Below are 23219 nucleotides of genomic sequence, written 5' to 3'. Positions count from 1 at the left end.
CGGTTGCCAAAATCGGCAAGCCCTCGCGGCCATTCGGTCGGGGGGCTTTTGCTATTTTGGCGTTTCGCTCTTCGCCCATATCAGGGTGACACTGAAACGCATTAGGGGCGCGGGCAGCTTTGGTCGCTCCGGCCCTTACAGATCATTCATAAATCGGCGGAGAGGCATAGGCCACCAGCCCAAGCTTGCGGGCGGTGTCCATGGTCAGAATATCACTGTTGAACTGTGGGCTTTGAAAGGCCCGGATCGCGGCCCGTGTCGGGGCATCCAGCGTGCTGGTGACAGGGCCGTCATAAAAGCCGCGTGCCTGCAGGGCCCGCTGAAGCGAGGCAATGAACTCGGGTGTGAAACTCGGCGGGCAGGGCACTTCGAAATAATAGGTCTGCCCCCCTGCGGTAATCACCTGGCGGGTGACGGTTTCATAACGTGGCGGGGTGATGATCGTGTTGCCATCCGGGGCAAAGACGGCGGGTGCGACCTGTTTGCTTTCTGTGATCGTTTCGATTGCGGCGGGTGTTGTATCCTTGCCGTAGCAGGCCCCGACCCGCCCACCTTTCGGCCGTTCACCCGGGGCAAGCAGGATGGCGCCCTCGGGCAGTTTGGTTGCCTCGGGCGCGACAGAGGTGCAGCCCGTCAGGACTAGTCCCAGAAAGGCCATGGGGAAGGGTAAGGAAAGAAGGCGCATGGGGTCTGCTCTTATCTGATTGCGGCTCTGATTGCGGCCATTTTCCGGGCAGCCTAGCGGTATTTTCCCGCCGCCGGTAGCCCGCTCTTTGTCCGGGCGTAGGCTCGGCAGAAGGATGCTGCCGCCTCGATGTCACTTTTCCCACTGGTTTTGTCATTGATGGGTCGAAATTGCGCCTCACACCGCTTATATCGGCAAATTGAAGCGGTTCGGGACAGCCTGCGCAACAGGCGCCCCCCGATCCGCCCGTGAAACTGAAATCTTTTATCGCGCGCAGGGTTTTGCCTGTTTCTGGATGACATCCGCGCGCTTTGGGAAAGACCCGCTACAGCAACTGGAGAGAGCCATATGGCAAAGATCACCTATATCGAGCATAACGGCACTGAGCATGTCGTGGATGTGGCCGCTGGCCTGACCGTGATGGAAGGCGCGCGCGACAATAACGTGCCCGGTATCGAAGCGGATTGCGGCGGCGCCTGTGCCTGCTCCACCTGCCATGTTTATGTGGATGAAGCCTGGGTCGAGAAGGTGCCGGCCAAGGACGCGATGGAAGAGGATATGCTCGACTTCGCCTATGAGCCCGATCCCAATCGTTCGCGCCTGACCTGCCAGCTGAAAGTCACCGATGCGCTGGACGGGCTGGTGGTGCATCTGCCGGAAAAACAGATCTGATGACCGGCGGGGTAGGGCACGCGCCGCGCCTGCCTACCCGCCTGTGGCGCGGTTGCGCGCGCGGCGCTGTGCTGGCCTTTGCGCTGGTGGCAGGGGGGCTTTCCCCGGATGTTGCCGTGGCAGAGATCACCGGCGCGGCCTATGGCGCCCCGACCACGGCCTATGGCCACGGGGTGGTGCCGGGGGGCGAGTATCAAGGCATCGAGTTCACGCTTGATGGCACCCGAAAGATCGGGAATGCGGTTCTGGGGGGCGTTTATGAAGACACGTCCCCGCGGCTGATTGATGTCACGGGGGATGGCAAGCCCGAAGTGATTACCGTGGTGTCCTATTTCGACAAGGGCTCGGCGCTTCGCATCTGGGGCGAGGTGGATGACCCGGATCACCCGCTTGGTTCAAACATGAAACTTCTGGCAGAAACCAATCCAATTGGCCGACGCCACCGCTGGCTGGCCGTTATCGGTGCAGCGGATCTGGACGGTGACGGCAAGGTTGAGATTGCCTATATTGACCGACCGCATCTGGCCAAAACCCTGCGCATCTTTCGGTTTGAACAGGGGGCGCAGAGGGCTGCCCTTACTGAAATTGCATCAAAACCCGGGCTGACCAATCATCGGATCGGGCAGGATTTTATCACCGGTGGCATTCGGGAATGCGGAGCGGGGCCGGAGATCATCACCGTGGATGCGGGCTGGCAGAACGTCATGGCGACGCGGTTTGAGGCGGGGCAGATCAAGAGCCGCCGGCTAGGGCCGTTTTCAGGCCGTGGAGCGGTTCACGCGGCGCTTTCCTGTCAGGGCTAAACGCGTCTGGGCCGTGCAAAAGCACCTGTTTCTTCCGAACTGTCCCGGATTTTAGCCCCGGGTTTTCCCCCGGATCTTGGCCCCGGACCCTGGCATGATGTGCCGTCGGCCGGGTGCCCTTTTACCGGATGATCCCTGAGATCTGGAACTATGGCGTCGCCGCGTGTCCTGTCCGCCGCTGCGAAAGGATCAGGGCAGAAGCGGCCACTCCAATCGGCACAAGGCTGGCGATAACCAGCAGATTTGCACCACTCCAGCCGATCCAGGCCATAACGGCCCCCGGCAGGAATGCCCCCAGCATGGCAAAGACCCCGATCGAGACGTCATTTACGGCCTGAACCGACAACGCATGATCTTGCGGGGCGTTCTGGGCCACCAGATACGAGCCCCCGACATAGGTCATGTTCCAGCCGATCCCCAGCAGAACCAGTGTGGTCTTGATGGTTGGGATGGACAATGGATAGAGGGCAGCGGCTGCCGAAGACCCCACAAGCAACGCGGTGCCAATCAGGCAGACCGCCATCGCGCCCATGCCTGAAATGATCCTGCCCATGAAAAGCGACGGGACAAACATGGCCAGAACATGCCACTGGATGGAAACGGAGATCTCCTGAAAGAAACAGCCCAGATCATCCAAGATCAGCGACGCGGAAATCATCAGAAGGTTCATCGCGCCATATCCTGTCGCGGCGCAGGCCATGCCAAAGGCCAGTTTGGGGGTGCGCAGTGCTGCGCGCAGGTCTGCCAGCCGGAATTTCCGGGGGGATGTTTCTGGCCAGGGCAGGGGGGGCAGCACCACCAGGGCAATGATCACAACCGACAGCACCGCGATGCCCAGGTAAGAGGAGGCAAAGAGGTTTGTCGAAAACAGAGCCTGGCGCGACAGGAGTGGGCCGATAAGGGCGGCCGCCGTTCCGCCAAAGACCACCAGCGACATGGCCTGCGCCTTGCGCGCCGCCGGGGCCACCTCAAGTGCGGCAAAACGATAGAAATTCACATTTGCCAGGTTGATCCCCAGAAACGCATGGGACAGGCACAGCAGCACGGGATCCGACCAGATCACAGCCAGATAGCCCAGAGCGCCGCCAATGACACCGGAAAACGCGGCGAGGACAAAGACCGGCTTGCGCCCGAAACGCTCCATCAAGGCTGCCGAAGGGTAGGTGGCCAGCAAGAGGGCCAGAAACTGGATCCCGTAGGGCACAGTTGACAGGCCACCCGTCCACCCGATCTCTTGCGCAATCAATGCCGACACCGTGACCGAGATCACGGCGGAACTGAGGCCAAGCCCGTTGCCAAGAGCAAGGCTGATGACCGGGAAGAAGGAGGTGATGTTTTTGAAAGCCGCTTTATGCAATTTGCCGCTCCCCCTGATTTTTCGCCTCTGTTGAGGCCAGAAGCGCCGAGGCGAGGTAGGATTCCCCGCTGTCATAGGCAAGTGTTGCGACCAGAGCGTCTGGGTTTGCCCGGGCGATGCGTTTGGCGGCGGCGTAGTTGGCACCGCTGGTCATGCCCGGAAAGAACCCGATATCCTTTGCCATTTCGCTCTGGCCGAAATGCGCCTCGGAAGGGGATACGGTCTGGGTCTGTTCAACCAGCGAAAGGTCGAGGAAAGGCGGCACCACCCCCACGGCAAACCCTTCCAGCGGATGATCGACAAACCTGTCTGCCGCAAGGTCGCAACCCTCGGGCATCACCAGATGGGTGGACAGCGTGCTGAAATTGGCGCGCAGGCTGGTTGCAATGCCGGTAAAGCTTGCCCCGGTTCCGGCGCCTTTCACAAGGATAAGCCGTTGTCCCGGCGTCAAAACCCGCGCAATCTGGTCGCTGAAATCCGGGCCGGTTTCCTCCAGATGTGCCTTCAGGTTGGCCCGGTTGGCGAATTGATCCGTGAAGACCCATTTGTCTGGTTCCTCCGCTCTCATCTGCGCGATGACCTCTTTGGGGCTCTTGCCAAGACGCAGCGCATCTTCCCCCACAAGGCGGGCGCCATACCGTTGGCAGAGCAGGCGTTTGACCGGCGAGAACGAGAGCCCGATGACCAGATCCACACCGATATCATAGCGCGCCGCCTCAAACGCGAGGCTCACCCCCAGATTTCCCCCCGATTTCTCCAAGATCCGCTTTGGCCCACCAGGGGTGAGTTGGCCCGATGTGAGGGCCTCTTGCAGGATGTGCCGCGCGGCCCGCGCCTTGTGTGACCCCCCAGGCTGAAGGGCTTCCATCTTGACGATGATGTTTTCAAACTGTCGAACCGGGGTCTTAGGCCACATGAGAGGGTGCCTCGTTCAGATGTGTGGAAAAGCTGCCCGTTGGGATCTGCGGCTTCACGATCGTATCGGGGACAACGTCGCGGGTGATCAGGGACCAGGGGCAAATGAAGCAATCATCGCCGATGTGAACATCCCCTAAAACCCGGGCAAAAGCGCCGATCTGGACACGGTTGCCGATGGTCGGGTGGCGTTTGCGCGCATCGTTCCCGGCAATGCCCCGTGCACCCAGCACGACACCATTGAGGATATAGCAATCCGATCCGATCTCACAGGTGGCGCCGATCACCGTATTGGTCCCATGATCCAGCACAAACCGTTTGCCGATCGTGGCGGCGGGGTGGATCTCCACGCCGGTCAGGCTGCGGGCAAAATGGCTGATCGCCATGGCGTCACGGGTATGTTCACCCGATTTGGCGTCCGACCAGAGCGCATGGGCGATCCGGTAGCACAGGGTTGCGATAAACGGCGAATGGGGCACCAGGGCAAATGCGGGCTGCCCCTCAAGAGAGGGATCTTTTTGCACATAGGCACACAGGTCTTCCGCCAGAATAGGCAATACATCAGCGAGGACGGACAGCGCATGTTCACAGGTAGATTTCTGCAGCCGTGAGTTGTTTGGCGCCCTGTCCCCCACTGGAAATAGCTCATGAATGGTTTTCTCTAACAAATGGTCAACGTTCATGGGTTTCCTCACAGATGGAACCAGAATTAATGGCCACTCATTTGCCTGTGGAAATGTATGCGTCAACCGAATAAATGTCTTCAAGACAATAATAGGTAGAACGGGAGGGTGCGGCGATCATGTGGGTGCCAAAGCTGGAAAAGGACCTGACAAAGCATGATGCCATTGTCAGGGCGCTGAAAAAATCCATTGAAAACGGGGAATTGCTTGCAGGGGACAGGCTTCCCGCTCAGCGCCAACTGGCCTATGCGCTTGGTGTGAACCTGTCAACGGTGACGCGGGCTTTTACAGAGGCCACCCAGCAGGGTCTCCTTCAGGGCGAAACGGGCAGAGGGACCTTCATCAGCCCATCCAGCAAATCCGCCCAGCTGTTTGCGCGCAATGCAAGCTGTCGGGATATGCTTGACCTCAGCAAGATCTCACCACCTGAGATTGATCATGACAGTTTGCGCCGCCTTTTGCTGGACTGCGCCGAAACGGGCAAAGACCTGTTCGGATATGCCATGCCAGAGCAGATCCGGCTGGCCTGCAATGCCGCCCGGGACTGGCTGGCCTGGAGGGGCTATGACCTTGCCGACGGAGAGATTGCGCTGACCGCCGGGGCCCAGGCCGCGTTGCAGGCGGTGCTGGGAAACGTGATGGGGCCGGGTCAGACGCTGCTGACCGAGGAATTCACCTTCCCCGGGCTCAGGACCATTGCCCAATCCATGGGGTTGCGATTGCAAGGGGTGGCCTGTGACCAGCAGGGGCTCAGGCCAGATGATCTGGCGGCGGTGTGCAAACGGGTGAAGGCCAAGACGCTGGTGATCACGCCAAATATCCAGAACCCGACAGGCACCATCATGGGGGCGTCCCGCCGCGCCCGGATCGCAGAACTGGTTGCGGAATTTGGCCTGACCGTTGTGGAAGATGATGTGTATGGCAGCTACTCCGGCATGCCGCCTTTTGTCAGCGCGCTCCCCCGTGGCCATATCCTGATCTCGAGCCTGTCCAAATGCCTGTCCCCGGCCCTGCGCTTTGGCTTCGTGGTCGGGCAGCACCCGGCTGTCAGCAGCCTGCAGGCAAACCCGGCCCTGACAAGCTGGCTCACCTCTCCGCTTCCCCTGATCATGACCACACAGATGATCCGCAACAAAGACGCGATGCGGATCGCCGACCGCCAGGCCCAAATTGTCCGCGCACGCTGGGCGGCTCTTCGACGGATTTTCCCGGACAGTCCGGCGCACCCGGCGACCCATCTCTGGCTCGAGGTCGAGGATGAGGGGCAGTTCATACAGAAGGCGCGGGATGCGGGCATCGAAGTGGTCGCCTCAGACCATTTTGCCACTTCGCGGACAGAGCGCAATTACATCCGCTGCTCCCTCACATCCGTGCGCAGCATTGCAGAATTGGCGCATGGGTTTGACACCCTGAAACAGCTCGGCGCAAGGGTGCCGGGAAATGCGCCGGGCTAAAGCGTTTCGGGATAAACTTGACACACATGTTTCTTCCGAAACGCCCACGACATTGATATCTCTTGCAGCGTTTCAGTTTTGCCCAGTGTTTTTGCCCTGTGTCAGGTTAAAACCGAAACGCTTTAAAGGCTCCAGGTTGCCCAGCAGGGCGGCCGCCTCCCCCTTCTCTTTCCCTTGTTCCAAATATCCCGGGGTGAGCGAGCACGCCTCGCGAGGGGCAGCGCCCCTTTTCAGGCTCACGCAGTGAGCCACCAAAAGCACCGAGCCCCCGCGAGGCCCCCTCAAAAGAAACGCCCCGCAACCAGATGGCGCGGGGCGAGTTCCACCATGGGATGCCGCGGCGGCAATATCACGGCGATAACGACCAGACGGTCTTGTGGTCGTCAGAGCGCACGCCAGCCGATATCGGACCGATAGAAGCCCTCTGGCCAGTCGATCCCGTCGATCATCGCATAGGCGCGGTCGCGCGCCTCCTGCAGGCTGTCGCCCCGGGCCGTCACGTTCAGGACACGTCCACCCGTGGCGGTGATCCTGCCGTCCTTCTCGGTGGTGCCTGCGTGAAATACCATGTTCTTGCTGTCTTCGGGCAGGCTGTCCAAGCCTTTGATCACGGTGCCTTTTTCGTAAGATCCGGGATAGCCATTGGCCGCATAAACAACGGTGATCGCGTGATCATGCGCCCAGTTGACCTGAGCGTCCTCCAGCCGTTCCTCGGCGCAGGCCAGCAGCAGATCCAGCGCCTGCGCGCCAAGCCGCATCATCAAAACCTGACATTCCGGGTCCCCAAAGCGGACGTTGTATTCCACCAGGCGCGGCTGGCCGTCCTTGATCATCAGCCCGGCATACAGAACGCCCTGATAAGGCGTGCCGCGCTTGGCCATCTCGGCCACGGTGGGGATCACAATTTCGTCCATCGCCCGGTTGGCAATCTCATCGGTCAGCACCGGGGCAGGTGAATAGGCGCCCATGCCGCCGGTATTCGGCCCGCTGTCGCCCTCGCCAACCCGTTTGTGGTCCTGCGCGGTGCCCACGGCCAGGGCGGTTTTGCCGTCGCACAGGATGAAATACGAGGCCTCCTCGCCTTCCATGAACTCCTCGATCACCACTTCGGCGCCCGCGCCGCCAAAGGCACCGCCGAACATGTCGTCGATGGCGTCCAGCGCTTCCTGTTCGGTCATTGCCACGATCACGCCCTTGCCGGCCGCCAACCCGTCGGCCTTGACCACAATCGGGGCGCCCTGCTTGCGGATATAGGCCTTGGCAGAGCCCGGATCGGTGAAATGGCCATAGGCTGCGGTGGGGGCGCCTGCCGCGTCACAGATTTCCTTGGTAAAGCTTTTTGAGGCTTCCAGCTTCGCCGCTTCCGCCGAAGGGCCAAACACCTTGATGCCCGCCTCGCGCAGGCGATCCGCCACCCCGGCGGCCAGCGGCGCTTCGGGGCCGACAATCACGAAATCGATGCTGTTTTCCTGGGCGAATTCAACCACCACGCCACCATCTTCGATATTGATCGAGGCGCATTCCGCAATCGCCGCCATGCCAGCATTGCCGGGGGCCGCGATCAGCCGGTCACATTTCGGGTTCTGTTTGACCGCCCATGCCAGCGCGTGTTCACGCCCGCCGCTGCCAAGAATAAGGATGTTCATCTGTGCCCCCTGGTGTCGCGTCTGATATGGTCTGGGGCATAGCGGGCCGCGTCCATGGAAACAAGCCTGTTGCGGCGCTACCATCTGAGGAAAGTTTTGCCAGTGCCTCTGTCTGTGCCTCTGCCCGTGCCTGTTCCTGTCCTGGGCGCGACCGGGATCGCCCAGGCAGGGCGGCGCTTTCCTTTCCTCTCATCTGGCCCCAAAGCACTTCGACGTCAGCCTGAGGCCGGGAAACGCCGAAACGCCGCAAGAGATATCGCTGTCATGCGCCTGTCGGAAGAAACATCTGTTTCAAGTTTATCCCGAAACGCTTTAAGGTCGGGACAACATCGTTACGCGCACTCGGGATCCCCTCATGTCCGACCTGATCGACGACCCCATGCCGGGTCAGAACACGCCTGAATATACCGTCGCCGAAATCTCGGGCGCGGTGAAAAAGACCATCGAAGGGGCGTTTGGGCGCGTTCGCGTGCGAGGAGAGGTGGGCCGTGTGTTCAAAGCCCGCTCCGGGCACCTTTATTACGACATCAAGGATGACGGCAATGTCCTGTCCTGCACCACCTGGAAAGGGCAGGCCGCACGGCTGTCCGTACAGCCAGAGGAAGGGATGGAGGTGATTGTCACTGGCAAACTCACCGCCTTTGGTGCCCAGTCCAAATACAACATGAATGTGGACGAGGTGGTCGTGGCGGGCGAAGGCGCGCTGATGGCCATGCTGGAAAAGCGCAAAAAGAAACTGGCCGCCGAAGGGTTGTTTGATGAGGCGCGCAAACAGAAAATCCCGTTCCTGCCCGAAGTGATCGGGGTGGTGACTTCACCGTCCGGGGCTGTCATCCGGGACATCCTGCACCGGCTGCGCGACCGGTTTCCCCGCAAGGTGCTGATCTGGCCGGTGGCCGTGCAGGGCGCGGCCTGTGCCCCCGAAGTGACCCGCGCGATCGAAGGGTTCAACCGGTTGACACCGGGCGGCGCATTGCCCCGCCCCGATCTGCTGATCGTCGCGCGTGGCGGTGGCTCGATCGAGGACCTCTGGGGGTTCAATGAAGAAGAGGTGGCCCGGGCGGCAAGTGCCTCACAGATCCCGCTGATCTCAGCTGTGGGGCATGAAACGGATACAACACTGATCGACTACGTGTCCGACCTGCGTGCGCCTACACCCACGGCTGCGGCTGAACATGCGGTGCCGGTGCGGCTGGAGCTTTTGGCCTGGGTCGAAGAGGCGGGGGCCCGCCTGTCCCGCGCCATCGGACAGGGGGTGACGCAACGCTGCCAGCGCCTGCGCGATCTGTCCCGCGCGCTGCCGCGCCCCGAGACGCTGTTGGACGCGCCGCGTCAACGGTTGGACCGGGCAGAGAAGGACCTGCCCGCGGCGCTCCGATCCGTCACACAACACCGCAAGGTGCAACTGACCCAGGTGGCGGCGGGGCTGCGCCCGCAATCCCTGTCGGGGATGGTTGCCACCAAGGGGGAGGACCTGCGCAAGATTGGCGCCCGCCTGACCCCCGCCCTGTCACGGGCCAATGCTGAGAAACGCCGCGATTTTCAACGCGTTGCCGGTCGCTTGAGCGCAGGGCGCATTCAACTGGAAACCACCCGTAAGCAGGGGGAGCTGAGTGAACTGTCCACCCGCCTGACCCGTGCTTTCGTGATGAGCATCTCGCGCCAGCGGGACCGGCTGGGGACGTTGGACCGGATGCGCCAGACACTCGGCTATACCGAAACACTCCGGCGCGGCTATGCCGTGGTCCGCGCCGAGGGCGCGCTGGTAACAAGTGTCGCTGCTGCTCGGTCGGGAAAGTCTTTGGAGATCGAGTTTGCCGACGGGCGCTTCCCTCTCGATGCCGCCCCCTCGGACCAACCACCAGCCAAGCCGCCGTCCAAACTCCCATCCAAATCCACGCCCAAACCCGTGTCTCAAAAAACGAGCGCCCCGGCCAAGCCGCGTAAGGTGGACCCGGAACAGGGCTCACTGTTTTAACGCGAAAGGGGAGGGGGCGCTGCCCCCGGCTTCGCCTCCCCCGGGATATTTGGGGCAAGAGGAAAAGCGGGGTGGAACCCCTTTTTTCTTGCTGAAAATACCTCGGGGTGAGCCTCAAAGAGGCGAGGGGCAGAGCCCCTTTAAGCTAAGGGCGATGGGATCAGCGTTTTGAGCCACGCGGTGCCGAGGGTTTTGCTGTGGATTTCGCGGAAGGCTTTCCGGATGGTCTGCCGCTGGGGGCGCCTTTGGGGCGGGTCCCCGGTCTGGCTCCGGCTTTTGCGCTGCCTTTGCCTTTGAAGGCAGGTTTGGTCGCGGATTGCCCGCTGCGGGCATCGGCGCGTTCTTTTGCACGGTCGGTCTTTTGGGTCAGGGCTGCGGCTTTGCCTTTGCGGCGGCGCACCGGGGTGCGTGTTTCGCTTTCTCCGTCCAGGCCCAGCTGATCGCGCAGGACGCGGCGGCGCACTTCTTCGACCTCGCCTTGTTTCAGCGTGCCCAGTTGAAAGGGGCCATAGCTGACACGCAGGAGCCGGTTCACGGTCAGTCCGACCGCTTCCATGGCTCGGCGAATTTCGCGGTTCTTGCCTTCGCGCAGGGCCACGGTCAGCCATGCATTTGAGCCTTGTTGCCGGTCGATCGAGACGGTCATGGGCTGAAAGCGCTCCCCATCAAGGGTGATGCCTTTTCGAAGCGGCGCGATCATGTCGTCGGTGGGTTCCCCTTTGACGCGCACGCGGTATTTGCGCACCCAGCCGGTTGACGGCAGTTCCAGCTTGCGCTTGATCTCACCGTCATTTGTCAGGAGCAGCAACCCTTCGGAATTGAGGTCGAGGCGTCCCACGCTCATGACCCGGGGCATGTCCTCGGGCAGGGCGTCGAAGACGGTTTCGCGGCCCTTTTCATCCCGTGCGGTTGTGACGAGGCCGGTGGGTTTGTGATACAGCCAGAGGCGCGCGGGTTCAGGGTCTGCCAGTGCCTTGCCATCGACAATGATGCGATCCTTGCCGGTGACGTTCAGGGCGGGGCTGGTGATGACCTTGCCGTTCACGCTGACCCGACCGGCTTCGATCATGCGCTCCGCTTCACGGCGGCTGGCCACGCCGGCACGGGCCAGGACTTTGGCGATACGATCCCCCGATTTGGGGGTGGCGGGGGTATTTTGCGGCTCTTTGCTCATACCTTGCCATAGCCTGCGCGGCCACAAAGGGCCAGATGGAAATGACGGCAGGTGCCGTTGGAAGGGCGTGGGGGCTTGGCAATGGGGCAAATGACGGGCATCAAGGCCCTATGAGCCCGTTCACATCCCATATGCACACCGCCCTTGAAGAGGCGCGCGCCGCAGAACTGCGCGGTGAGGTGCCTGTTGGGGCCGTTATTGTTGCCCCAACGGGTGACGTGATTGCGCGGGCTGGCAATCGGACCCGTGAACTCAACGACCCTTCCGCCCATGCCGAGATGCTGGCCATCCGCTCTGCCTGCGCCACGGTGGGATCCGAACGCCTGCCTGGACACGACCTTTTTGTCACGCTGGAGCCTTGCCCGATGTGTGCTGCGGTGATTTCCGCCGCCCGGATCAGGCGTGTCTATTACGGTGCGGCGGATCCGAAATCCGGGGGGGTGGCGCAGGGTCCGCGGATCTTTTTGCACCCGCAGTGCCATCATGTGCCAGAGGTCTATGACGGGATTGCCGAAGCAGAATGTGCCGCACTGCTGACGGCCTTTTTCCAAAAGATGCGGGATTGAGATGGATCTGGCTCTGGCAATTTTGCCCATTCTGCTCACGCTCCTGACCGGTTATGCGCTGGTTCGGTTTGGGATGATCCCGCGCGAACACTGGCCCGCAATTGAGACGCTTTCCTTTCGCCTGCTGATCCCGGTGATCCTGTTGCTGATCATTTCAAACGTGGATTTCTCGGCCGCCAGCATGGGCCCTTTTGCGCTGTTGCTGATCAGCGTGGTCAGTCTCGCGGGGGCGGGGGTGTTGGGGTTGCGCCTGTTGCCGCAGACCCTGCTGCCCAACCCTGCCTTCACCACGTTGTTTCAGACAACCACCCGCTGGAACGGCTTTGTCGGGCTGGCGGCGGCTGAGTTGTTTCTCGGAGCGGAAGGGGTGGGCCTAATCGCCTTGGCCATGGCGGTGCTGGTGGCCCCGTTGAACGTGGTGAATGTGGCGATCCTCGCCGGGTTCGGTCCGGGCAAGGCCTCGGTGAAAAAGATTGCACTTGGGATTGTGAAAAACCCACTGGTGCAGGGGGGCGCGCTGGGGCTTGCGTTGAACCTTGGTGGCATAGCGATCCCGAAACCGATTGACGATACGCTTGAGCTGATTGGCCGGGCCGGGCTGGGGGTTGGTATTCTGGCCATCGGGGCGGGGATTTCCTTCCGGCGCCTGCTTGTACCCCAATTGCGCATCATTATCGGGGTGCTGCTGCGCCCCGGCCTGACCGTGGGGCTGCTGTTGTTGCTGGCCCCCCTGTTCAGCCTGACCGCAGAACAGACCTTGGCGGGGATCTTTGTCTTTGGGGTGTCCTGTGCCACCAACGGCTATGTCGTCGCCCGCCAGATGGGAGGGGACGCCGATCTGTATGCGGATGTGATGACCTGGCAGACGCTGCTGTCGATGCTGGTGCTTCCGGGAATGGCGATCTGGCTTCTGCCCTGAAGTGGGTCTTGCCCGTGGTGATTGCCGCGCCCAATGCTCAGGGGCTCTGCCCCTCGACCTTCGGTCTCACCCCGAGGTATTTTGCGCAAGAAAAAGACCCTATCCACTTTTCCCCTTGGCCCAAATATCCTGGGGTGAGCGGCAAAGCCGCGAGGGGCAAAGCCCCTTTCCGAGAGGTTTGGTGGGTGAGAACACAGCAATTTATGCAGTAATTTATGATATGCGTCCCTGACGTGCCCCCTGCATGATGTGAACCCTGCGCCAAACGCTTCAGTTTGACACCAGACGCAATGCCTTACCTGCCTGCTCCAGCCTTTGTCGGATAGGGTGTGTCCGCGTCGGGGGCTGCGATGATTTCCGTGCGTCCGCCCGCGTCTTCCACCTCTGCCGCAAGGATGTGCAGGATGCTATAGGTGTCGCTCCCCGCCTCAAGGCTCTGATAATGCCACGGAAACTGCGCAAATATCCCGAGGAAGTCCTGATCCAGCTCGCTGTCCCAGTTTTCGGCCACCACCCGGGCAACAGGGGTAAGATCCGGCCCGGGGTCGGTGATCCATAGCTGGAAATACCCTTCATATGGCGCCGAAGTGTCTGGCGGCGATCTGTTCCAGCCCAGTTTTCTCAGAAGCCGGAAGATCATAGCGTGATGGGCACCAGAACCTCGGGTTCGATCACATCAACCCCGGGCAGGCCATCACGCAGGGCGTCTGCGGATTGTTCCAGCAGGGGAAAGGTGCGGTAGTGGCACGGGATCACGGTTTGGAAGTTGAAATACCGTCTGGCGGCATAGGCGGCGCGGGTCATGTCCATGGTAAAATGCCCCCCGGCGCAGAGGATGCCGATATCGGGCCTGTGCAGCTCCCCCATCCATTCCATATCCGCCATGATATCCGTGTCGCCGGACAGATAGATCACGCGGCCTTCGCCCTGGATCATATAGCCTGCTTCCGCCCCGGTATAAATCGGTCCGTTGGCCCCTGCCATGGACGAGCTGTGCGCCGCGTTCACCATGGTTACCTTCGCGCCGCCCAGATCCACCGTGCCGCCCTTGTTGAACCCAACCACGGACATCTCGTGCTTGCCTTCCCACCAGTTCATCAGGTCATAGATGCCCACGCAGGGAATGCCCAGCTCGCGGCAGATATCCAGCGTGTCCCCGGTGTGGTCCCCGTGCCCATGGGTCAAAAGCACATGGGTGGCGCCCGCAAGGGCCTCGGCGCGACGGTCCTCGGGAAACATCGGGTTGCCGGTTAGCCATGGATCCACCAGCAGCACGGCTTTTTCAATTTCTATCCGAAATCCGGAATGTCCCAGCCAGGTGATTTTCATCGGTCGCGTCCTCCCATAAGGGCCCGGTTCGGGCCGTTGCCCATAGAGTAGCGCCTGATCTCGCCCTGTCACCTGTTTAACCTGCCGCACCCCCGCCCGCCCCCCGTCTTTCACTGGCGCTTGCCCCTTGGGGCTGCACGGGCTAAACGGGGCGACAACATTACATGCGAAATCATCGGGGGCACCCCATGTCGATCGACATCGAAACCGCGCGCAAGGTTGCGCATCTGGCCCGGATCCGGGTGGAAGAAGACCGCCTGCCGGAGCTGGCAGAAAACTTCAACGCCATCTTGGGCTTTATCGAACAGCTGAACGAAGTGGACGTGGACGGGGTTGAACCGATGACCTCGGTCACGCCGCAGCGCCTGAAACGCCGCGAAGATGTGGTGACCGATGGCGATATGCCCGAAAAAATCCTGTCCAATGCCCCAGATGCCCGTGAAGGCTTCTTTGCCGTGCCGAAGGTGGTTGAATAATGACTGAGCTGAACAAACTGACCATTGCCGACGCCCGGGATGCCCTGCGCAAGGGCGATCTGACCTCGGTGGAGCTGACCGAAGCCTGCCTGACCGCAATCGAAGGCGCGGATGCGCTGGGCGCTTTTGTGCATAACACACCGGACCTGGCACGCGCGCAGGCCAAGGCTGCGGATGCACGCCTGCAGGCCGGGGACGCGCCGGACATGTGCGGTATCCCGTTGGGGATCAAGGACCTTTTCTGCACCAAAGGCGTGCCGTCGCAGGCGGCGTCAAACATCCTCAAAGGGTTCACGCCGGAATACGAATCGACCGTCAGCCAGAACCTTCTGGACAATGGCACCGTGATGCTGGGCAAGCTCAATATGGACGAGTTCGCCATGGGCTCCTCCAATGAAACGTCGTGTTACGGCAACGCGGTGAACCCGTGGCGTCGCGGCAACGAAGATACGCCGCTCACGCCGGGGGGCTCCTCCGGTGGGTCGGCCTCTGCCGTGGCTGCGGATCTCTGTCTGGCGGCCACCGGCACCGACACTGGCGGGTCGATCCGCCAGCCCGCCGCCTTCACCGGCATCACCGGCATCAAGCCCACCTATGGCCGCTGCTCGCGCTGGGGTGTGGTGGCCTTTGCATCGTCGCTCGATCAGGCTGGCCCGATGACCAAATCGGTGCGCGACGCCGCGATCATGCTGGAAGCCATGTGTGGTCATGACGCGAAAGATTCGACCAGCGCCGATCTGCCCGTGCCGAATTTCGAAGCGATGCTGACCGGCGACATCAAGGGCAAGAAAATCGGTATCCCGAAAGAATACCGCATGGACGGGATGCCTGACGAGATCGAGGCGCTCTGGGCCAAAGGTGCCGACATGCTGCGTGACGCAGGGGCCGAGATCGTCGATATCTCGCTGCCGCACACCAAATATGCGCTGCCCGCCTATTACGTGATTGCGCCGGCTGAAGCCTCGTCAAACCTCGCGCGCTATGATGGGGTGAAATACGGTCACCGCGCCACGCTGGAAAGCGGCGAAGGCATCAATGACATGTATGAAAAGACCCGCGCCGAAGGGTTCGGCCCCGAGGTGCAGCGCCGTGTGATGGTTGGCACCTATGTGCTGTCGGCTGGTTTCTATGACGCCTATTACAACCGCGCCCGCCGGGTGCGTGCGCTGATCAAGAAAGACTTCGATGATGTGTTCGCCGCTGGTGTCGACGCCATCCTGACCCCGGCCACGCCCTCTGCGGCCTTTGGTCTGGGTGAGATGAAGGACGCGGATCCGGTCAAGATGTATCTCAACGATGTCTTCACCGTGACCGTGAACCTGGCCGGGCTGCCGGGCATCTCGATCCCTGCCGGGCTGGACGCTCAGGGCCTGCCGCTTGGCCTGCAGCTGATCGGTCGTCCGTGGGAAGAGGGCGATCTGCTGAATATCGCCCATGAGGTCGAAGCCCGCGCCGGTTTTGTGGCAAAGCCGGGGAAATGGTGGTAAACCACCACGGGTTTTACGGATGAGCTAAGCAAAGGACGGCCAAGATGCGTATTTTCACGAAACCAGTTTCGGTCGCGGTTTCCATGGTGGTGCTGACCGCCTGTGTTGATACGCGTATGCCCGACAGCGCGGCTCATCTGCCGAAAAGCCCGTTTGACGGAGGGGCGCCGCTTTCGGCAATGATCGAAGGCAGCGCAGTGTCGAGCCAGCCGCTGGACGCATCAGCGCCGGCCCCGGCTGCTGCGCCCGATGCGCCCACCTCAGCCGCAACCGGCAATGTCGGGATTTCGGATGAACAGGACTTCCAGGCCGTTTCGTCCCGGGAAACCATCGAAAGCGACGCGGCGCGCCGTGCGGCCAATCAGGCACAATATCAGCAGATCGAACCGACCGCCCTGCCATCACGCCCGCGCGGCCTGGGGGTCTCCATTGTCGAGTTTGCGCTGTCGACCAAAAACCAGGTGGGGCAGTCACTCTATAAACGGTTCAGCCTCGGTGGGCAGAGCCGCTATGAGCGCAATTGCGCAAGCTATGGGTCCACCGATGCCGCCCAGCAGGCGTTCCTGAACTCCGGCGGTCCCGAAAAGGATCGCTATGGTATCGACCCGGATGGAGATGGCTTTGCCTGTGGCTGGGATCCGGCACCGTTCCGCAAAGTGCGCGCAGCTCAAGGCACCGCACCTGCCCCCCAGACTGCGGTCAGCGCCGCGGATCTGGCCGCAGCCGGGATCACCGGGGAGCCTTCGGGGGCTCCGGCCCTGCCCACACTTGTGCCGGGTGAGACGCTGAACATTTCGACTGAGTGAGCGCGGCCAGATGTCTGGTCGCGACGGGCCCGCACTCCGGATCATTCCGCATCCTTCCCCCAATTTTGGCCCAAGACGCGATGGGCTGCACCCGTCGCTGATCGTGCTGCACTACACGGCCATGGACAGCGCAAAATCCGCGCTGGATCGGCTGTGTTCGCCAGAATATGAAGTCTCCGCCCACTATCTGATCTGCCGCAAAGGGCAGATCTATCAGATGGTCGCCGAAGAGATGCGCGCCTGGCATGCCGGGACAGGGGAATGGGCCGGGGTGCAGGATATCAACTCCCGCTCGATTGGCATCGAACTTGACAATGACGGTGCCTCGCCCTTTTCCGAGCCGCAGATGAGTGCGCTGGAGGCGCTCCTGCGCGGGATCATGGCACGTTGGGACATTTCCCCCCAGGCGGTGATCGGCCATAGCGACATGGCACCGGGGCGCAAGATGGATCCGGGGCGGCGCTTTGACTGGGCGCGCCTTGCCCATCGGGGGCTGGCTGCCCGGTCCGGGGCCTCACCCGCGGCGCAGGACATCACCCCTGACAGGTTTCGCGCCTGCGCCCACCGCGCGGGATATCCGGCCAATATAGATGACGCCACGCTTCTGGCTGCCGTGCGCCTGCGCCACCGGCCCTGGGCAAACGGGCCGCTCTCCGCGGAAGATTTCGCCGCGCTTCCGGTTTGAACCTTTTCCTTTTTTCTTGCTCCAAATACCTCGGGGTGAGCCTCAAAGAGGCGAGGGGCAGCGCCCCTTATCCTCTTTATGCTTGACGCTCCCGCCCGCTGTTCCTATCCCATCCCCCACGCGGATGGCCGGATGACCGCGGGTGACTGTCAGGGCGTGCCCAGGCGTGACGCGAGGAAAGTCCGGACTCCATAAGGCAACGGTGCCGGGTAACGCCCGGCGGGGGCAACCCCAGGGACAGCGCCACAGAGAAAAGACGGCCCTGCATGTCGGGGTCAGGGTGAAACGGTGGGGTAAGAGCCCACCGCGCGACTGGCAACAGAAGCGGCACGGCAAGCCCCACCGGGAGCAATGCCAAATAGGAATCGCTAGGGGGCAACCCCGGGGCTGCCTTGGCCCTTCGCAGATTCGGGTTGGCAGCTTGAGCGCCCTGGCAACAGGTCGCCTAGAGGAATGGTCATCCAGGGTGGAAACACCCGGACAAAATCCGGCTTACAGGCCGTCCGCGTATATTTGCCCGATTCTTTTTGGACCACGTGATCTCCCGCGCCTTTTCTCCCTTCGGTCGACAGGCTTGGGCCTGGCTCACGATGTGAGCCTGTGAGGATTTGCGCCGCTGCGCGCCGCGCAAGGGGGCTCTGCCCCCGGCTTTCAGCCTTCCCCGGGATATTTTTGACCAGAAAATGGGAGGGAGAAGTGTTTTCACCGCTTTTGCCGGGCTTTGCGGTTGACTCACCCGCTGGGGCCGCTAAAAGGCGGGTTCCAGAGATACACCCGGGCACCCGCCCGTGCCCGATGAGGAGCTATTGATATGGCGAAGCCGACCACGATCAAGATCCGCCTGAACTCGACTGCGGATACCGGCCACTTTTACGTGACCAAGAAAAACGCACGCACCATGACCGAGAAAATGGTTGTGCGTAAGTATGACCCCGTTGCTCGCAAGCACGTGGAATACAAGGAAGGCAAGATCAAGTAAGATCTTCCCTTTCTACGCAAGAGGCCGTCCCCCGGGGCGGCTTTTTTGTTTTGGTGATCCCTTTCCGTTTGGGAAGGCGGAGGTGGTTCATGGCAGGCATCTGGGCGTTTGCCGGTGCAGTATTTGGGGCGGTGCTCTGGATTTTCGGGGGGCTGGCCGGGGTGCAATCCGTGCCGGTGCTTGGCGCGTTTCTTCTGGCGCCTGCTTTGTTCATAGGGTTTCTGACCGGCGTTCCCATGATCGAGATGGGGCGGGGGGCATTGGCGTTTGCGTTCCTGCTGACGGTGGCGTTCTGGGCTTTTCTGTTCTGGGGGATTGCGCGCGGGCTTGGGCGCTGACCGTGTCGGCTTTAGCTCACCCCGGAAAAGGCCAAAACATCATGAAAAGGGTCTGAAGGGGGCCTGTGCCATCTGGGCGAATCCGGGTGAAATGGCCCCTCGTCACTGATGCATGATCTGCGCGGCCACGCGTTCCCCCATCAATTGATAGGTGTTGGGACCGGGGTGAAACCCGTCTTCGGCCCACATTTCCGGCGTCATCGGCACATCAAACGGCATGTAATCGACCCTGAGTTCTGCCGCTTGCTGCGCCAGTGCCCGATCAAATCTCCGTGCCTGAAGCCCAAGAAACCACCGCAGCGGTTGCGGCAGGAGGGGGAAGGCCCCCAGAGGGGGGATGCCTGCGACAATCACCCGTTTCGCCCCCCAATCCTCGCGCAGGTGGCGGTATAGTTCGGCGCGACACCTGAGCAGGTTTCTCAGCGGGGTCTGGGTTGTAATGTCGTTGACCCCCAGCACCACCAGCGCCACATCCACATATTCGGGTGTCTGCGATTTCAACAGCGGCAGGGTGCTGCGGGTGGTGTTCCCGGTTCTGGCGATCAGGTGCCAATGCACGGTGTAGGACGCGCCAAGCGCCTGGGCCAATTGCCCGGACAGGGCCTGATGCTGGGTTGGGGCGCCCACACCTGCTGCAGAGGAATCGCCGGTCAGAAGCAGGTTCAGGGCCGGTCCCTGACCGAACACGCCGGATCGATGGCCGGGCGGTTCAGGTAGCACCCGGGCGGATTTGCGCACTTTCAGCGCCTGCCAGGTCAGCAGCGGGCTGAGCAGGAGTTTGGCGGTGTTTTCGATGAAACTGTGCACGCGTCTATACCTCATTGCCGCATGTCGTGACTGGTCTGGGCCGCGCATAGGGGCGAAAAAAAGGGGCCGATCTCGGTGACCGGCCCCTTTCTTCATTCTGTCATCCGGCCCGTTCGGACCGCTGCAATATCACTCGCGATTGCCAAGGAATTGCAGCAGGAACATGAACAGGTTGATGAAGTCGAGATAGAGGCTCAGCGCGCCCATGATGGCGGATTTCGCCAGCCACTCGCTGTCCATCGCATGGGCGTGGGCCAGATAGTCGGTCTTGATCTTCTGGGTGTCATAGGCGGTGAGGCCTGCAAAGATCAGAACACCGATCACCGACACGGCGAAATGGATCATTGGCGAGCCGATGAAGATATTCACAATCGAGGCGATGATGATGCCGATCAGACCCATCATCAGGAACGTGCCCATCGGTCCAAGGTCACGCTTGGTGGTGTAGCCATACAGGCTCAGACCCGCGAACGCGATCGCGGTAACCAGGAAGGTCTGGGCGATAGAGATGCCGGTGAAGGCGGCAAAGATCCATGCCATCGACAGGCCCATCACGGCCGAAAACAGGTAGAAGAAGGTCTGGGCCCCGGCCGCTGACAGGCGGTTGATGGCCGCACCAAAAGCAAAGACCATGATCAGCGGTGCGAACATCACGATCCAGCCCAGGATGTTCGGCGACAGGGTCATTGGATCGCGGAAAATCGACAGCAGAGCGTCGTTTGACCCGACAGCCCACGCCACACCGGCGGTCAGCAACAGACCTACCGACATGGTGCCATACACCTTGTTCATATGGGCGCGCAGCCCCGCGTCGATCTCGGCACGCGAGCCTACGCCCGTGCGGATCGTTTCAAATTCAGCCATATTTGCCTCCACAAAACACGTGTTGGCGGTCCCCAAATGAAAACCGCCCTTGGCTTTAATATCGGCAAGGGCGGCTGGGTTTTCAAGGGGATTGGTTGGTCTTTACTGTGTTAATTTCAGGGACCCATCCGCCCCTGCAACATGTCACAGGTTTCAAGCGTTTCGAGAGTAACCTGGAACACATGGTTGTTCTGAAGCGCCCACAACATTGATGGCACTTACCGCGTTTCGACTTTTCCCTGCGTCAGGTGAAGGTCGAAACGCTTTAGCACACCCAATGTGCGGGAACGTCCCAGATCGGCTTTTGCGCCTCATTCAGCGCCTGATCGCGGGTTACACCGATATCTTCCAGCCGGTTTGCGCTCATTTCCGACAGCAGCTGGCGTTCACGGCGGATCTGCAGGGCGTGGGTCATCCAGCGCAGAGCCGAAAAGAACCCTTTACGGTCGGAGGTTGAAGGGCAGGTGTGGGTTTGAACAAAAGCGGTCATCTTTTCTACTCCTTTCTTGAAACGGATCATTCGACCCGCTAGCATCACATTTCGTGATTGTTATGACTTATTCTGTTCGATAATAAAAACGAATGTTTGTGGTGTGAGATATCAAGGAGAGTGATGTGCCGAGAAATTTGGACATGACCGCATTGCGCAGCTTCGCCACCGTGGCGGATGCAGGCGGGGTGACGCGGGCGGCCGGGCTTTTGAACCTGACACAATCCGCCGTGTCGATGCAGTTGAAGCGGCTTGAGGAAAGCCTGGGGCGCGGGTTGCTGGATCGATCCGGGCGTGGGGTGGCGCTGACCGCGGATGGCGAACAGCTTTTGGGCTATGCCCGTAGGATGCTCAACCTGAATGACGAGGTGTTTTTGCGCCTCACCGACCACGCCTATGAGGGCGAGATTGTTCTGGGGGTGCCGTCAGACGTGGTTTACCCGGCCATTCCCAAGGTGCTGAAAGCCTTTCATGCGGAATATCCGCGCATGAAGGTGCAGCTGATTTCCTCTTACACCAGCCGGTTGAAAGCCATGTTCGCGCGCGGTGAATGCGACATCATCCTGACCACCGAAGATACGGTGGATGGCGGCGGTGAGACCCTGATCACGCTGCCGCTGGTCTGGGTGGGGGCGCCCGGTGGGGGGGCGTGGAAAATGCGCCCGCTGCGGTTGGCGTTTCAGCATGGCTGCATCTTTCGCACCAGCGCGCAGAAGGCGCTGGATGATGTGGGGATCGCCTGGGAAATGGCCGTCGAGAGCGATTCGACCCGCACGATCGAGGCGTCCCTGTCTGCCGACCTCGCGGTTCACGCGGTGATCGAGGGCACAACCTCGGCCCAACTGGAGGTGATCGACCACGGCGGCGCGTTGCCGGAACTCAAGACCACCAATGTGAACATGTATACCGCCGAAAGCACCAAGGATCAGGCGTCAACGGACCTCCTGGCGCTGATTCGCACCGCGTTTTTGGATTTGTAAGGGGGCGGCCTCGGAGCACCGCGTTCCGGGGCGTATCAAGTGCCCACGCCAACAGATCAAACCTCTGGCTGCTTGGCGCGGGTGCAAAGCCCGTTTTGCGGGACGATGCTGTCGCACAGAGTCGGAGCCTGAATATCTGGAGTTGGCAAAATCCAAAAGCAACTTGTTCACACACGCATCTGCTTGAACTAGCTTGCTCTTGCAATCACACCCCACAGGCACAGCGCGGTTGCAGAAATATGCAGGAGACGAGATGGACAAGGACGCTTTAAAGAAGAGGTACGCTCAGGAGTTTGCTGCTGCAACCGATCAATTAGAGGCATTGTCGAGAAAACTTCAGTTTCTCGAACCAGTCCAGCGCTCGCCTTCCTTTGATGCCAGTCGGTTGGGTGGGCCTATTGCGTGGCCCGCCGGCGAGCCTATCCCAACCGACTCTTCAGGCGCGCCAATGATTTTCGTGGCCCAGATCAATTTCAACGAAGAACACGCACTTCCGCACTTTCCAAAGAAGGGTTTGTTGCAACTATTTTTGGCGAACGACATCAATGAAAGGGGCATATCTTTTTTCCGCGAGTATCGGACAGACGGAGACTATCCTCTTCGAAACGGCTCTGGCTTCAAGTTGGTATTCCATGGCGAAACCAAAGGGTTGGTCGAAACACAGTATCAGTTGCCGCAGTCGGATTACCCCATCTACCAGCCGGAGATATTGGACAGACCCCTGGCAATCACTTTCCGCGAAAACAAAGACCAGCTACCACCGATGTCGCATTGGCAAGGTGCAGAGGTTTACGAACGCTTCGAGCAATTGCCCGAGGCTGAAAATGCACTTGTGGAATTGGATGAAATTCTTAGAACTGAGGTTTGGGATGAGCAATTATCGACAGCGTTTTATCTGGGTGGCTACGCTTGTCCGCTGCAATTGGATCAACGCCGGTTTTTTGAGGAATACCGGAAATACGACACGTGTCTTATGAACTTTGGTGAGCTTCCACTACTGGATTTGCCAGATATGAATTTCGCAGTTCTGATCTCAAAGGCAGACCTTCTCGCAATGAAATTTGACGATACTATGTTGATCGCTGACACCGACTGATTTCATGTTTCAGTCCAGAAACTTCTAGAG

Annotated in this window: 25 protein-coding genes and 1 other RNA gene; 15 read left to right on the top strand and 11 right to left on the bottom strand. The window is 60.8% G+C overall.

What is annotated here, in order from left to right; all coding sequences use genetic code 11:
* Nucleotides 1–142: 142 nt before the first annotated feature.
* Nucleotides 143–685 (bottom strand): peptidoglycan-binding domain-containing protein, encoded by a 543-nt coding sequence (locus tag XMD517_RS07620; protein WP_173487791.1) that lies wholly within the window; start codon nt 683–685, stop codon nt 143–145.
* Between the two features lie 348 nt (nt 686–1033).
* On the opposite strand from XMD517_RS07620, the gene XMD517_RS07615 reads away from it, so the two are divergent.
* Both XMD517_RS07615 and XMD517_RS07610 read left to right on the top strand, forming a co-directional pair.
* Nucleotides 1034–1357, top strand: a complete 324-nt coding sequence (locus XMD517_RS07615; RefSeq protein ID WP_055188107.1) for a 2Fe-2S iron-sulfur cluster-binding protein — start codon at nt 1034–1036, stop codon at nt 1355–1357.
* Entirely contained in the window at nt 1357–2160 is an 804-nt protein-coding gene (locus XMD517_RS07610) for a VCBS repeat-containing protein (RefSeq protein WP_254449674.1), read from the top strand. The genes XMD517_RS07615 and XMD517_RS07610 overlap by 1 nt, the downstream gene beginning before the upstream one ends.
* A 148-nt stretch (nt 2161–2308) precedes the next feature.
* Here the strand turns inward: XMD517_RS07610 and XMD517_RS07605 are convergent, their stop codons facing one another.
* Genes XMD517_RS07605 through XMD517_RS07595 form a run of 3 tightly spaced genes read right to left on the bottom strand, consistent with a single transcriptional unit; the run spans nt 2309 to nt 5115 of the window.
* A complete protein-coding gene (locus XMD517_RS07605) occupies nt 2309–3517 on the bottom strand; it encodes an MFS transporter (protein ID WP_173485769.1) in 1209 nt (402 codons plus the stop codon).
* Nucleotides 3510–4433 (bottom strand): PLP-dependent cysteine synthase family protein, encoded by a 924-nt coding sequence (locus tag XMD517_RS07600; RefSeq protein WP_173485768.1) that lies wholly within the window; start codon nt 4431–4433, stop codon nt 3510–3512. Before XMD517_RS07600 ends, XMD517_RS07605 begins: the two co-directional genes overlap by 8 nt.
* Nucleotides 4423–5115, bottom strand: coding sequence for a serine O-acetyltransferase (locus XMD517_RS07595; protein ID WP_173485767.1), 693 nt, complete (start codon nt 5113–5115; stop codon nt 4423–4425). The genes XMD517_RS07600 and XMD517_RS07595 overlap by 11 nt, the downstream gene beginning before the upstream one ends.
* Before the next feature lie 119 nt (nt 5116–5234).
* Between XMD517_RS07595 and XMD517_RS07590 the strand changes: the two genes are divergently transcribed.
* Complete coding sequence (locus XMD517_RS07590; RefSeq protein ID WP_173485766.1) at nt 5235–6569, top strand: PLP-dependent aminotransferase family protein; 1335 nt, start codon at nt 5235–5237, stop codon at nt 6567–6569.
* A 383-nt stretch (nt 6570–6952) separates the two neighbouring features.
* On the opposite strand, the gene purD is transcribed toward XMD517_RS07590, so the two are convergent.
* Nucleotides 6953–8215 (bottom strand): phosphoribosylamine--glycine ligase, encoded by a 1263-nt coding sequence (gene purD / locus XMD517_RS07585; RefSeq protein WP_055188117.1) that lies wholly within the window; start codon nt 8213–8215, stop codon nt 6953–6955.
* A 355-nt stretch (nt 8216–8570) separates the two neighbouring features.
* Here purD and xseA point away from each other — a divergent pair, with 355 nt between their 5' ends.
* Entirely contained in the window at nt 8571–10193 is a 1623-nt protein-coding gene (xseA, locus tag XMD517_RS07580; RefSeq protein ID WP_173487790.1) for an exodeoxyribonuclease VII large subunit, read from the top strand.
* Nucleotides 10194–10353: 160 nt separating this feature from the next.
* Here the strand turns inward: xseA and XMD517_RS07575 are convergent, their stop codons facing one another.
* Nucleotides 10354–11367, bottom strand: coding sequence for a pseudouridine synthase (locus XMD517_RS07575; protein ID WP_173485764.1), 1014 nt, complete (start codon nt 11365–11367; stop codon nt 10354–10356).
* A 110-nt stretch (nt 11368–11477) separates the two neighbouring features.
* Here XMD517_RS07575 and XMD517_RS07570 point away from each other — a divergent pair, with 110 nt between their 5' ends.
* Nucleotides 11478–11933, top strand: a complete 456-nt coding sequence (locus XMD517_RS07570) for a nucleoside deaminase (RefSeq protein WP_173485763.1) — start codon at nt 11478–11480, stop codon at nt 11931–11933.
* Between the two features lies 1 nt (nt 11934).
* Nucleotides 11935–12852 (top strand): AEC family transporter, encoded by a 918-nt coding sequence (locus tag XMD517_RS07565; RefSeq protein WP_173485762.1) that lies wholly within the window; start codon nt 11935–11937, stop codon nt 12850–12852.
* Between the two features lie 295 nt (nt 12853–13147).
* On the opposite strand, the gene XMD517_RS07560 is transcribed toward XMD517_RS07565, so the two are convergent.
* Both XMD517_RS07560 and XMD517_RS07555 read right to left on the bottom strand, forming a co-directional pair.
* Entirely contained in the window at nt 13148–13492 is a 345-nt protein-coding gene (locus XMD517_RS07560) for a hypothetical protein (RefSeq protein ID WP_173485761.1), read from the bottom strand.
* Complete coding sequence (locus XMD517_RS07555; RefSeq protein ID WP_173485760.1) at nt 13489–14181, bottom strand: metal-dependent hydrolase; 693 nt, start codon at nt 14179–14181, stop codon at nt 13489–13491. The genes XMD517_RS07560 and XMD517_RS07555 overlap by 4 nt, the downstream gene beginning before the upstream one ends.
* 188 nt (nt 14182–14369) lie before the next feature.
* Between XMD517_RS07555 and gatC the strand changes: the two genes are divergently transcribed.
* From gatC to XMD517_RS07520, 7 genes are all read left to right on the top strand, one after another.
* Nucleotides 14370–14657 carry an Asp-tRNA(Asn)/Glu-tRNA(Gln) amidotransferase subunit GatC gene (gene gatC, locus XMD517_RS07550; RefSeq protein WP_055188129.1) on the top strand — a complete coding sequence of 96 codons (288 nt, stop codon included), beginning with the start codon at nt 14370–14372 and terminating at the stop codon, nt 14655–14657.
* The gene (gene gatA / locus XMD517_RS07545) at nt 14657–16144 is read left to right on the top strand and encodes an Asp-tRNA(Asn)/Glu-tRNA(Gln) amidotransferase subunit GatA (protein WP_173485759.1); all 1488 of its coding nucleotides are present in this window, start codon (nt 14657–14659) and stop codon (nt 16142–16144) included. The genes gatC and gatA overlap by 1 nt, the downstream gene beginning before the upstream one ends.
* Nucleotides 16145–16188: 44 nt before the next feature.
* On the top strand, nt 16189–16950 hold the full coding sequence (locus XMD517_RS07540) for a hypothetical protein (protein WP_173485758.1): 762 nt from the start codon (nt 16189–16191) through the stop codon (nt 16948–16950).
* Nucleotides 16951–16960: 10 nt separating this feature from the next.
* A complete protein-coding gene (locus XMD517_RS07535) occupies nt 16961–17635 on the top strand; it encodes an N-acetylmuramoyl-L-alanine amidase (RefSeq protein WP_173485757.1) in 675 nt (224 codons plus the stop codon).
* Nucleotides 17636–17755: 120 nt separating this feature from the next.
* Nucleotides 17756–18146: RNase P RNA component class A (rnpB, locus tag XMD517_RS07530), an RNA gene on the top strand.
* 300 nt (nt 18147–18446) lie between these two features.
* The gene (gene rpmG / locus XMD517_RS07525) at nt 18447–18614 is read left to right on the top strand and encodes a 50S ribosomal protein L33 (protein ID WP_012179442.1); all 168 of its coding nucleotides are present in this window, start codon (nt 18447–18449) and stop codon (nt 18612–18614) included.
* Nucleotides 18615–18703: 89 nt separating this feature from the next.
* Nucleotides 18704–18952 (top strand): hypothetical protein, encoded by a 249-nt coding sequence (locus XMD517_RS07520; RefSeq protein ID WP_173487789.1) that lies wholly within the window; start codon nt 18704–18706, stop codon nt 18950–18952.
* A gap of 102 nt (nt 18953–19054) precedes the next feature.
* On the opposite strand, the gene XMD517_RS07515 is transcribed toward XMD517_RS07520, so the two are convergent.
* From XMD517_RS07515 to XMD517_RS07505, 3 genes are all read right to left on the bottom strand, one after another.
* Complete coding sequence (locus tag XMD517_RS07515; RefSeq protein ID WP_173485755.1) at nt 19055–19774, bottom strand: SGNH/GDSL hydrolase family protein; 720 nt, start codon at nt 19772–19774, stop codon at nt 19055–19057.
* Between the two features lie 114 nt (nt 19775–19888).
* Nucleotides 19889–20623: a Bax inhibitor-1/YccA family protein gene (locus tag XMD517_RS07510; RefSeq protein ID WP_173485754.1), complete on the bottom strand. Its 735-nt coding sequence runs from the start codon at nt 20621–20623 to the stop codon at nt 19889–19891.
* A gap of 265 nt (nt 20624–20888) precedes the next feature.
* Nucleotides 20889–21113, bottom strand: a complete 225-nt coding sequence (locus tag XMD517_RS07505) for a DUF1127 domain-containing protein (protein ID WP_254449675.1) — start codon at nt 21111–21113, stop codon at nt 20889–20891.
* Between the two features lie 125 nt (nt 21114–21238).
* Between XMD517_RS07505 and XMD517_RS07500 the strand changes: the two genes are divergently transcribed.
* Both XMD517_RS07500 and XMD517_RS07495 read left to right on the top strand, forming a co-directional pair.
* Nucleotides 21239–22093: a LysR family transcriptional regulator gene (locus XMD517_RS07500; RefSeq protein WP_173485753.1), complete on the top strand. Its 855-nt coding sequence runs from the start codon at nt 21239–21241 to the stop codon at nt 22091–22093.
* Nucleotides 22094–22346: 253 nt separating this feature from the next.
* A complete protein-coding gene (locus XMD517_RS07495; RefSeq protein ID WP_173485752.1) occupies nt 22347–23189 on the top strand; it encodes a DUF1963 domain-containing protein in 843 nt (280 codons plus the stop codon).
* The last annotated feature ends 30 nt before the right edge of the window (nt 23190–23219 follow it).

The sequence above is a fragment of the Aliiroseovarius sp. xm-d-517 genome (assembly GCF_013283135.1).
In the GTDB taxonomy this organism is placed as follows: Bacteria; Pseudomonadota; Alphaproteobacteria; order Rhodobacterales; family Rhodobacteraceae; genus Aliiroseovarius; species Aliiroseovarius crassostreae.
Note: the sequence above shows the minus strand (reverse complement) of the source record. Positions and strands in the feature narration are given on the sequence as shown.